General features: G+C 38.4%; 10 protein-coding genes. 4 read left to right on the top strand and 6 right to left on the bottom strand.

Annotation, left to right across the window (positions count from 1 at the left end):
- The first annotated feature begins 213 nt into the window (after positions 1-213).
- Positions 214-450: a hypothetical protein gene (locus PN497_RS23145; protein ID WP_096568672.1), complete on the top strand. Its 237-nt coding sequence runs from the start codon at positions 214-216 to the stop codon at positions 448-450.
- A gap of 97 nt (positions 451-547) precedes the next feature.
- On the opposite strand, the gene PN497_RS23140 is transcribed toward PN497_RS23145, so the two are convergent.
- From PN497_RS23140 to PN497_RS23130, 3 genes are all read right to left on the bottom strand, one after another.
- The gene (locus PN497_RS23140) at positions 548-1,282 is read right to left on the bottom strand and encodes a GDYXXLXY domain-containing protein (protein WP_096568669.1); all 735 of its coding nucleotides are present in this window, start codon (positions 1,280-1,282) and stop codon (positions 548-550) included.
- Entirely contained in the window at positions 1,272-1,403 is a 132-nt protein-coding gene (locus PN497_RS23135) for an alpha/beta hydrolase (RefSeq protein ID WP_272110914.1), read from the bottom strand. Before PN497_RS23135 ends, PN497_RS23140 begins: the two co-directional genes overlap by 11 nt.
- A gap of 223 nt (positions 1,404-1,626) precedes the next feature.
- The gene (locus PN497_RS23130) at positions 1,627-3,057 is read right to left on the bottom strand and encodes a DUF2157 domain-containing protein (RefSeq protein ID WP_190346606.1); all 1,431 of its coding nucleotides are present in this window, start codon (positions 3,055-3,057) and stop codon (positions 1,627-1,629) included.
- Between the two features lie 213 nt (positions 3,058-3,270).
- On the opposite strand from PN497_RS23130, the gene PN497_RS23125 reads away from it, so the two are divergent.
- Positions 3,271-4,233 (top strand): RsmB/NOP family class I SAM-dependent RNA methyltransferase, encoded by a 963-nt coding sequence (locus PN497_RS23125; protein WP_096568666.1) that lies wholly within the window; start codon positions 3,271-3,273, stop codon positions 4,231-4,233.
- Between the two features lie 241 nt (positions 4,234-4,474).
- The gene (locus PN497_RS23120; RefSeq protein WP_096568663.1) at positions 4,475-5,110 is read left to right on the top strand and encodes a hypothetical protein; all 636 of its coding nucleotides are present in this window, start codon (positions 4,475-4,477) and stop codon (positions 5,108-5,110) included.
- Positions 5,111-5,240: 130 nt separating this feature from the next.
- On the opposite strand, the gene PN497_RS23115 is transcribed toward PN497_RS23120, so the two are convergent.
- Positions 5,241-6,038: a Uma2 family endonuclease gene (locus tag PN497_RS23115; RefSeq protein ID WP_096568661.1), complete on the bottom strand. Its 798-nt coding sequence runs from the start codon at positions 6,036-6,038 to the stop codon at positions 5,241-5,243.
- A 249-nt stretch (positions 6,039-6,287) separates the two neighbouring features.
- Here PN497_RS23115 and PN497_RS23110 point away from each other — a divergent pair, with 249 nt between their 5' ends.
- On the top strand, positions 6,288-7,820 hold the full coding sequence (locus tag PN497_RS23110) for a gamma-glutamyltransferase family protein (RefSeq protein ID WP_096568658.1): 1,533 nt from the start codon (positions 6,288-6,290) through the stop codon (positions 7,818-7,820).
- Positions 7,821-8,188: 368 nt separating this feature from the next.
- On the opposite strand, the gene PN497_RS23105 is transcribed toward PN497_RS23110, so the two are convergent.
- Together PN497_RS23105 and PN497_RS23100 are read right to left on the bottom strand one after the other, a co-directional pair.
- Positions 8,189-9,568 (bottom strand): glycerol acyltransferase, encoded by a 1,380-nt coding sequence (locus PN497_RS23105; RefSeq protein ID WP_096568654.1) that lies wholly within the window; start codon positions 9,566-9,568, stop codon positions 8,189-8,191.
- Between the two features lie 143 nt (positions 9,569-9,711).
- Positions 9,712-10,068: a four helix bundle protein gene (locus PN497_RS23100; protein WP_096568651.1), complete on the bottom strand. Its 357-nt coding sequence runs from the start codon at positions 10,066-10,068 to the stop codon at positions 9,712-9,714.
- Positions 10,069-10,190: the final 122 nt, after the last annotated feature.

Here is a 10,190-nt window from a genome sequence, read left to right as displayed (position 1 = left end):
GGACTGGGGACTGGGGACTGGGGACTGGTGACTGGGGACTGGGGACTGGGGACTGGGGACTGGGGACTGGGTAATCAATTTTATGTTTCCCAATCAACTGTCAACTGTCAACTGTCAACTGTCAACTGTCAACTATCACCAATCATCAATCACTAAAATATAGTGTAAAGTAGTGGGAACTTTACCTCACTCCTCTACTTTACACATCCATCTATGGATATAAAAACGAAACGCTTGTTACTGCTTGTTGTTTCCTGTAGTTTATCTGGTGTTATTTTAGGCGGAACTGCTAGTTGGGCAGAAAGTAAAATGTGTATGCGTGCTGATACAATTACCAGTGAATGTATTACCCAAAACCCAGTCGAAAAAACAATTCAAGGTATGAGTACGGGATTATTAGCTGGTGCGGGTGCTGCTTTTGGTGCAGCTTGGAATTTACGTAACTGGTGATTGGTGACTGGTGATTGGTGACTGGGGAAGAAGCAGGGGTGCAGGGGGAGAAAGAATATTCACTTTTGCCTTTTGCCTTCTGTTCCCTGTTCCCTAATTAAAAGCGATAATTGCGATCGCCTATCCACATACTCGTTGGTACAGCATTACCTTGAGGATCTACTTTCACCCTGACAATGATCGGTGTTCTACTTCCATTTCGGTTTTGCTGTGCTTGCAACAAATCATTATTAATCTGTTGTCTTTGTTCTTCGGAAAGATAATAATTTTCCAAACCGTAATTAATCAACCCATCTTGATAATTACCCTTTAAAGCTACCTGATTATTAGCTAAATAAATCGGGCGATCGCTACTCACACGCACTGGTTTCCAAGCTGCGGGAACATTACGATTAAAATCACGATTCAAACCACGATTAAAAGATTGTTGTTCCTGCAAAATCAAATATAATGTACTGCCTTGATTGATTCTGCCATTTCTCAGAGAATTTTCTCTTACCCAATCTTTCCAACCCGGTAATCTTCGCAAATTTTCAGTACGAGAGATATTATAATCAAAGGACAAAGCAGAACCCTGTAACACATTATTAGAATATGCAGGTAAAGTTTGCAAAATCACACTTTTACCTGTCATTTCTGTATACATTGCTTGGGTGGGAACTGCTAAAATTAACCCTACTTGCAGCATTAGAGGTGCTACTAACCGCCAAATTGGTAATGGTTGATTGGCCTTTTGTTCAGTAGCAATTAAGTAATCACGAAAAGTTAACTTTTCGGAAAATTCCTTTTCTGGAGTTAAGGTTTTATTTTGTTCTGGTGAGTTATTTGTCATAATTGGTAATTGGTGATTGGTAATTGGTAATTGGTGATTGGTGATTGGGGAAAGGTAATTGGTAATTGGTAATTGGTGATTGGTGATTGGGGAAAGGTAATTGGTGATTGGGAAAATACAAATAATTTACCCTTATTCCCTATTTCCTATTCCCTATTCCCTATTCCCTATTCCCTATTACCCATGACTAATAGGATTTATAACGCAGAGATTTAATATATTTTTTAATTCTAATTTCCGCAATTGTAGCCGTAGAGAAGGCGGTTAGGACATTAATCTAAACTAAAACCTTGACACTCAAAGGCGTTTAGCACTGTCACCTGTCACCTGTCACCTGTCACCTGCTATTGTTTTTTAACAGTAGCACGTTCCTGTAAACGACGTTCAAACCAAAGACCGGCAGAAATCAAACCAGAACCACACAATACAAACACCAATGATCTAAATAATAAATCAGTGTCGTACTCTAGAACCCGGCTGATAATTTGCAGGATAAATAATAGCATACCACACCAAAAAGAAGTTCTGTTACTCAACTTTAAACCTTGTTGCATCAGTCCCCAAGCTAACGTGATCAACAGAACATTGAAAACAAAAATGCCTAGTTCAGTAATACGACTTATAGCTTGATGCCAAAAAGGTACAATGACAATGAAACTCAGAAAAATGCTAATGACAGTGATAGTAAAAAATACTTCTCTGCGGGTTGGGTTATGACGATGACGAAACAGAAATAACCATTGCAACACTGCTAAACCGCTAAGAATGCCTAAATCAATGATAGGCAAAGATTGAAAAACATTGGAGAAATTATTTGGCGAATTACCAAAACTGAAAGATTGCCATTGCCAACGGAAAGACAATAAATAAAACACCACAGCAAAACACCCCAAAGCTAAATTACGGGCTATATTTTGAAATAACCGATAATTAACAGTTGGGAACAACAAATCATCATAACTCCAAAATAAAGCAGGTGGTAATGCTAAAGCAAAAGAAGCAACCCAAGGAATAACATCAGAAAAAGTTAATAATGGTAAAGGATTGAGATTGTATTGTAGAGAAAGAGTAAAAGCGATCGCTGCTAAGATAAAAATCACCCGTGAACGACAAATATACGCCAAAGGTACAAACAACAACCAAGAAATTAACGGCGTATGTCGCACAGCTAAACGCGCCCAATTAAAATCACTACCAGCAGACCAAAATTCTCTCAGTCCTAACCAATAACCAATTTGTAACAGGATAATAGCCACAACACCCAAAGAATTGAGTGATAGACTATAAGCCATGAGTAAAACACCAAACCCCCAAGCTAAAAATAACTGGGTAGCTGAACCGCTAATATTAAATATTTGCGCCATCAGCATTAAAGTTGCACCCAAAATTAAGGCGCTGAGAATGAGTAAAGCTTCTCCTAATAGACGTTTGTTGCGTTGTGGTTTTTTACCTTCTCCCTTAGCAAGAGTCGGTTCTCTCCAAGTCAAAAAACCCGTGATAGCAGTAGACAAAAACAAACTCATCAACAAGATAAATTTAACTTCTCTTGACCATGTTTGCCAATTTGCTGCTACAAAGATAATGATACCTAAAATTAAAAGTAAACCACCGACAGCAATGGCTATTAAACCAGAACTTTCTTTTGCAGCCGCTTCTATTTTGTTAAATTGATAACGGTCGGCAATTTGCTGGTATTGGGAAGAACTGATAAGTCCTTCATCTCGCCAAAGTTGTGCTTCTTGGCGCAGTTTTTGTGGAAAATTATCTAAGATCATGACCTCTCCGGTGCAAATGGGTTAGTTTAACAACTGTCAAAAAACGGTTAGCTTCTAGCCAAAGGCCAGAAGCAGCGCCGGACGCGCTTTAAAAACGCAATCTCAATGTTGGTCATTATCTTTTCAGTATGCAGCCAAATGCCTTAATTACATTGTTCTGGTGTAACACTTTCAATATTGTGCTAAATAGCTAAAATTACCCAATTTGTGAATATGGAAAAGCCTTCAAATTTATTACTTAAAGTTGCCCGTCGTTTATTTGATGATGCAGATGAACAAGCAAAGTTTATTGCATCTTTAGTTAATCCTCAACCTTTTGCACCTTGTATTCTTTGGTGTCAAGACAAGCTTGAAGTTTCACCTTTTGCAGTAGAAACACCAACACTTTGGCAACCAGAATTTGTAGATCGTTTATCTTTGGGCGAAAAACCAGGTCAACATCCTTTACATCAACAAGGATATTTTTATTGTTTAGATTTTTCTTCTGTATTTGCGGCTTCTGTGTTGTTAACAATTAATCAACCAGTACCTTTAGTATTTGATATGTGCGCTGCACCAGGAGGCAAGAGTGTATTTGCTTGGAAAGCGTTAAAACCTGATTTATTAATTAGTAATGAAGTCATTGGTAAACGTTTAGGGATGTTAATTTCTAACTTGAAACGTTGCCATATTCAACCTAGTTGTGTGGTAAATCGAGATTCTAGTATTTTTGTAGAGATGTTTGCAGAATCTAGTAATTTAGTCTTAGTTGATGCACCTTGTACGGGTCAATCTTTACTAGCAAAAGGTGAAAAAGCACCGGGTTGTTTTCATCATACTGCAATTAATAAAAGTGCTAATCGTCAAAAAAGAATTATTGCTAATTCAGCCCAAGTTGTTGCACCTCAAGGGTATTTAGTTTATATGACTTGCACCTATTCCCCAGAAGAAAATGAGCAGGTTTGTGAATGGTTGTTAGCAAGATTTCCCCAATTTCAAGCTGTGGAAGTTAGTCATTTATCTAAATATCAATCACATTTAACAAGTATTCCTTGTTATCGGATGTTTCCGCAGGATGGTTTGGGTGCTGGTGCGTTTACGGTGTTGTTTAAAAATATGAATGAAGGAGACATGAAAGAGAATAATTTAGACGCTATACTTTCTATGTGTAAATATGATAATTTTACAAAAACCTGATCAATTCAGGTTTTTATTTCTCGTTTTCTCGTTCCCATGATTACCAACCATTCAATACTGCTCGGTTAAGGCTAAAAAGTCATTATATGGTAGGTTGGGTTGAGGAACGAAACCCAACATTCTCAAGGATTTTTTTGGGTTTCGCTGTCGCTCAACCCAACCTACATTTGCTTAACCGATAAGTATTGACCAACCATTTACAAATCTCATTTGTTTATCTGTAGAAAATCGTATAAAATTTATGTCAAATCCAACTCTGAAAGCAAAATATTGGTGGTGGGTATTCGCCACAACTATTGCCATTGTTATTGGTTTTTTCTTGGGTTTATTTTCTAGTTTACCGGCAATCAATTCTTCTTTATCTGCTATTTCCGGTTTTTGGGGTGGTGCGTTGGGTGGTTTATGTGTGGGTATTGCCCAAAAGTTAGTTTTACGCCATCAATTATCTGCTAAATGGATATTAGCCACTACTTTTGGTTTCAGCATTGGTTGTGGTATCGGTAGCCTCATACTTGTTATGACTTCTAATGGTATTATTAGCTCAATTTTTGGCTTAGTCAGTGGTATCATTTCCCTGAGTTTTGCCCAAGCACGAACGATGAAATGGCAGAAAAATAAGACTCTTAAATGGTTAATTGCCAATTCTATTGGTGTTACAGTGGGCGCAGGTATAGGGGTATTAGCTTGTATTATCGCTGGTGTTATTGCTGGGCAAATAGTCAGAGGAGGTTTAGAAACTCTAGGGACAATTTTGCTTGCGGCTACAGTAGCAGGTAGTTTAGTGATGGGATTAACTTACGGTGGCATTACTGGTTTATTTTTGATCAAATTATTGCCAAATCTTCAGACTATGGGTGTAGATTCTGAAAATTTGTAAGTGGTAAATAGGGTTTTATGGGAATGAATTATGGCAGGATCTATCTTACTGTAAATTTGAGGCAGAGCCTCGATTAAGCATTCCCAGTCTCTGACTGGGAACGAGCAGTAATTAATTTTTTAGTGGTTGTTTATGTTAATGTTGTAGTCACTTTTTGTACTTCCTCAATTGATAATGCTAAAGCTTGGGCAATTTGTTCAACAGTTAAACCCATTTGCAATAATTTGGGTATAGCTTCTTTTCTCGCTTGTTCTGCTTGTTCTGCTCGTTGACGTTCAGCTTCTTCTGGTAACAGAACTAAGTTTCCTTGTTGATCATAAAATCTTAACCAAGTGGCGGTTTCTCTTGTTAGTATTCCTTGCCAATTTCCTAACCAAAATTCTAATGTTTCACACCATAACCAGCCTTTTTCATTAGCTGTTAAAGGTTGATAAACAAAATGATTATCTAAATGCCAACCTTTTAAGGAGTGAGGATCAAAAGGATCATAAACAAAATAATCTCTAGTTTTAAAGATGTTTTGATAAAGTTCTTTTTTGAGAACCAAATCTACATTCTTAGTTGAGGGAGACATTAATTCAATAATTACATCTGGGTAGCGTCCTTGTTCTTCCCAAACTACCCAACCTTGACGAGTTTCTTTATTGGGGACATTCAAAACAACAAAAAAATCTGGACCACGAAAATCTTTATTTCTCAGTTGTTCACTACTATAGTAGATAAACATATTCCCGCCAACAAAATAATCTTGACGGTCTGACCATGCTTGTTGTAAAGAATAAATTAAAACATTCATGGCGATGCGGTGGCGGTTACTTTCCAAGGGAACTCCATCATCAAATATTAAATCGGTTGGTGGTAGGGGGGGTTCGTAGTCTGGGATAACCTCAACTGGTGGAGTCTGATTTTCTGTAATATTCGTTAACATGACATCACCTGAGACTATTGATATATTTATCTATGATCTTAGCTGTCAATTGACAAGTATTCAGCCATCAGCTATCAGCTTTCAATGCTAAAATACAAAGAACAATCACAAATGCACAGAGTGTAAATTTACTCAATTAATGCTGCTAAATCTTTGTTTCTGCCATTATAAGCTGATTACTGATTACTGATAGCTGAATGCTGACAACTTCTCAAGTTATGGTAGGTAAGTGTTGACGATTTTTCCACTATGCCACAAGTAATTATTGCCTCTGGTTCTCAAATATCTGCGGATGCTGGTGCTGCTGTTGCTAACCAAGGAGGTAATGCGGTTGATGCTGCGATCGCTGCTACTGTTGTTTCTATGTGTACTGATTTGGGGGTGATGGCTGCCGGTGGTAGTGGTTTTATCACTATCTGGCCAGCTAATGCTGATCCTATTGTCATTGATGGTTATGCAGAGATGCCAGGAAGAGGTTTAGAAGATGAGCGTTTTGGCCAGGGTATTCGGGAAGTTTTCTTTGATTATGGTGGTGAAATTAGTACGGTGCTTGGTTATGGTAGTATTGCCACTCCGGGAATGTTTGCGGCTTTGGGCAAGGCTTGGGAACAGTACGGAAATATACCTTGGGCTGATGTGGTAGCACCTGCACGAAAATGGGCTAAACAAGGTTTTCCCCTTTCTGGGGGTGCGGCGGAATATTTACATTACACCCATGCAGCTATTTTTGGGTGGCATCCTGACAGCTATAAGACGCTACACCATGAGGATGGTACTCCCCTACAACAAGGGGAAATTGTTCATGTTCCTGGACTAGCTGAGAGTCTAGAATTGATTGCCCAGGAGGGGGTACGGGCTTTTTATACTGGGGAATTAGGAAAGCGGATTGTTGCGGAAATTCAGGAAAATGCAGGTTTGTTAACGGCGGCGGATCTGGCTGCTTATGAGGCGGTAGAGCGATCGCCTATTTGCATTAATTTTGATCATTGGCAAATTGCAACTAATCCTCCTCCCGCTGTGGGTGGTGCTTGTTTGGCGGCAATGTTGTTACTTTTAGATGATAATTCTGTGCAAGAATGGAATTTAACGACTGTTAAACAAATGGTAGAGGTGCAACACGCAGTTTTAAACTACCGCAACCATCATCTTGATTTTAGCAGCGATCGCACTGGGGAAACTGCAAAACTCCTAGAATTAGCCCGTGTGGGAAAACCGCAAACTCTGTTATCTTCACCTTCAACTATTCACATTTCCACCGTTGATAGTAACGGTTTAGCTTGTTCTATTACCGCTTCTGCTGGTTATGGTTCGGGAGTGATGGTTGGTGGTACTGGGTTTTGGTTGAATAATTCTTTGGGAGAAATAGAATTACATCCCCAAGGATGTCACCATTTAAACCCAGGAATGCGTTTAACTTCTAATATGTCCCCAACTATTGCTAGATGTGCTGATGGTAGGGTTTTAGCTATTGGTTCTCCTGGTGCTTCTCGTATTACCACAGCCATAGCTCAAGTATTGCTGAATTTTGTGCATTTGGGAATGTCTTTAGAAGAGGCGATCGCCCATCCTCGTCTGCACGTTGAAACTAGGGATGGTAAACCTACTGTAGTCATGGAAGCTGGTATTCCCAAGGATGAAATAGGGGGTTTTATTACCCATTGTTTCCCTAAACTCTCTATGTATTTTGGCGGAGTGCAGGCCACTTTATGGCATCCCCAACATGGTTTATCTGCTGCTGCTGATCCCCGTCGTACTGGTGGGGTTGCTAGGGGTGGTAATTGACAATTGACAATTGACAATTGACAATTGACAATTGACAATTGTTTCATTAAAGGTTTAAAACCTACCCTTGAAAGGGGAAAAAGCCAAAAATTCTGCTTTTGAAATCCTCTGAATTTCAGGGATAGGTAATTGTCAATTTTTAATTGTCAATTATGGGAGCATCCTAAATGTGTAAGTTTATTTTTATCTCACAACAGCAAATTACCCCAGGCTTTATTTGATTGAACCGCAAGGGACACAAAGTACACAAAGGTAAAAGAGTTGGAGAGAGTTTTTGGTGTTGCTGCATTTATTTTTTCTTATTTTTTCAAAATTTGGATGCTCCCTCAATTATCAATTATCAATTATCAATTATCAATTATCAATTATCAATTGATCACCAACTCTTGCAACACCTGCTGTAAATCACTTGTTAACTCAGATACCGCTTGTCTTGCACCTACTCGACTACCTTTATAGGTGGGATAACGTTCAGATACAGATATTGGTTTACCTACGGAAATTTTGGCTTTTTGTTTACCTAATTCTGGACGGTTTAAAGGATTATTACCTTTAATTTTATTCACCATATCCCATAATAGTAAAGTCGTTTCGGCAAATCTTTCTACTGTGGGTTTTTCTCGGATATAAGTACCAGAAACTGCTACAAAACTTTCTACTAATCTCATGTGCCACATCCGAAAATAAGCTTCTTCGGCGATTCTATCCCCTAGACTTTTCTCAATGGTTGATAATGATTTCATATCTTTAAAATCTTCCCTAAATATATAATTCCATCCGGCTTGTTCTACCCTTCTACATCGATCATTCCAATTACCTCTTGATGGTAAATCAAAATATTGTTCAGCAATGAATAACGCTATATTCATTACAGATTGTAATCGGTAAGCTAAGGCTTCATTTCTATCTTTAATTTCCCCATTAGTAATCTTTTCATCTGGCAAGGTTTGATGATAAAATTTGCTGTAAAAATTCTCCATGATAGCTAATAATTGTTCTGCCAAAGTCAATAATCGGGGATAAAGTAACTCAAAGGAACTACTATTATTAGCTGATTGAAAATTTAAACCACTCGCAATTTCTAACTGAGTTAATAAATTGGCGATCGCTTCCCAAGGTTCATCAACATAACTATATTTTAACCCAATTGGGACAATTAAAACTTCTTCATTTCTCCCTGCTTTTTGTAAATCTTCTACACACCAAAAACCCATTTGAGCAATACCCGGTTCTAAAGGGCTAATAATTTCTGATAAACCATTAGTAGCACCTTCTGGAGCAGCCGCCATGGGGAATTTACCATTAATATATAAATCTTTAGCAGAACGCAACCCCATCCAGTCAGCTTTACCTCTTTGAATAGGAGTACCACCTAAATTAGCAGCTAACCAACCTATATATTTACCAGCCCATAAAGGAATACCCCGATCATAAATAAAATGGGCATGAATGGGATATTGTAAATTTATATTTTGCTGTTTTGCTACCTTGGGTAAAAGCTGAGAAAATAAATAAGTTAAACAAAAAGGATCTTCTGTTTTTGGATGACGAAACGCTAACATAAACCGAATTTTACCAGCTTGAAACTGATCATAAAGCTCCGCTAAAACTTCTACATTTTCTGCTTCAATTTGGTTAATGGGAGTTTTCCAGCTGATCCAGTGGGGCAATAACAAATGTACGCATTTTAACAACAAGGGGTTAAAGGCTGGGGGGATAAATTCTAAGGGTGGTTGCGCCTGATACATAAAAAATAGGAGATCAAGGAGTCAGGAGATCAAGGAGTCAGGAGATCAAGGAGTCAGGAGTTCAAGGAGTCAGGAGTTCAAGGAGTCAGGAGTCAGGAGATCCAGGAGTCAGGATATCAAGGAGTCAGAATGAGTCAGAAGGATTACTTGTTTAAAATAGCTTTAGCATAACTATCTAATAACCTACTCACTTCCTTTAATTGCAACATTAATTCTGATGTATCACCATATTGTAAATCATTTGCCAGAATAAGATAATATCTACATTCTTCCACAGAAGCTTGTGCAATATTCATAAATCTTGCTTTATCTGCATCTCCTTTTTTCTTAAACCCTTCTGCAATATTTGCAGGAATAGAAACAGATGCACGTCTAAACTGAGAAGTTAGCCCATATATTTCTGATTTAGGAAAATTAGCCGTTAATTGATATACTCCTAATACAAATTGATGTGCTTTTTGCCAAACTATTAAATCTTCAAATGTTCTTGCAGGTTGCATAATTATGACATAGGAGATCGAGGAGTCAGGAGATCGAGGAGTCAGGAGATCAAGGAGTCAGGAGATCCAGGAGTCAGAAGGCAGGAGTCAGGAGGCAGGAGGCAGGAGGCAGTCCCCAGTCC

This window comes from Sphaerospermopsis kisseleviana CS-549, assembly GCF_028329225.1.
Taxonomy (GTDB): Bacteria; Cyanobacteriota; Cyanobacteriia; order Cyanobacteriales; family Nostocaceae; genus Sphaerospermopsis; species Sphaerospermopsis kisseleviana.
Note: the sequence above shows the minus strand (reverse complement) of the source record. Positions and strands in the feature narration are given on the sequence as shown.

Bases quoted from the DNA above. Each gene is read 5' to 3' on its own strand.
- PN497_RS23115 (WP_096568661.1), bottom strand. From the start codon at position 6,038: ATGTTAACGAATATTACAGAAAATCAGACTCCACCAGTTGAGGTTATC.
- PN497_RS23105 (WP_096568654.1), bottom strand. From the start codon at position 9,568: ATGTATCAGGCGCAACCACCCTTAGAATTTATCCCCCCAGCCTTTAAC.
- PN497_RS23110 (WP_096568658.1), top strand. From the start codon at position 6,288: ATGCCACAAGTAATTATTGCCTCTGGTTCTCAAATATCTGCGGATGCT.
- PN497_RS23120 (WP_096568663.1), top strand. From the start codon at position 4,475: ATGTCAAATCCAACTCTGAAAGCAAAATATTGGTGGTGGGTATTCGCC.
- PN497_RS23100 (WP_096568651.1), bottom strand. From the start codon at position 10,068: ATGCAACCTGCAAGAACATTTGAAGATTTAATAGTTTGGCAAAAAGCA.
- PN497_RS23125 (WP_096568666.1), top strand. From the start codon at position 3,271: ATGGAAAAGCCTTCAAATTTATTACTTAAAGTTGCCCGTCGTTTATTT.
- PN497_RS23140 (WP_096568669.1), bottom strand. From the start codon at position 1,282: ATGACAAATAACTCACCAGAACAAAATAAAACCTTAACTCCAGAAAAG.
- PN497_RS23145 (WP_096568672.1), top strand. From the start codon at position 214: ATGGATATAAAAACGAAACGCTTGTTACTGCTTGTTGTTTCCTGTAGT.
- PN497_RS23130 (WP_190346606.1), bottom strand. From the start codon at position 3,057: ATGATCTTAGATAATTTTCCACAAAAACTGCGCCAAGAAGCACAACTT.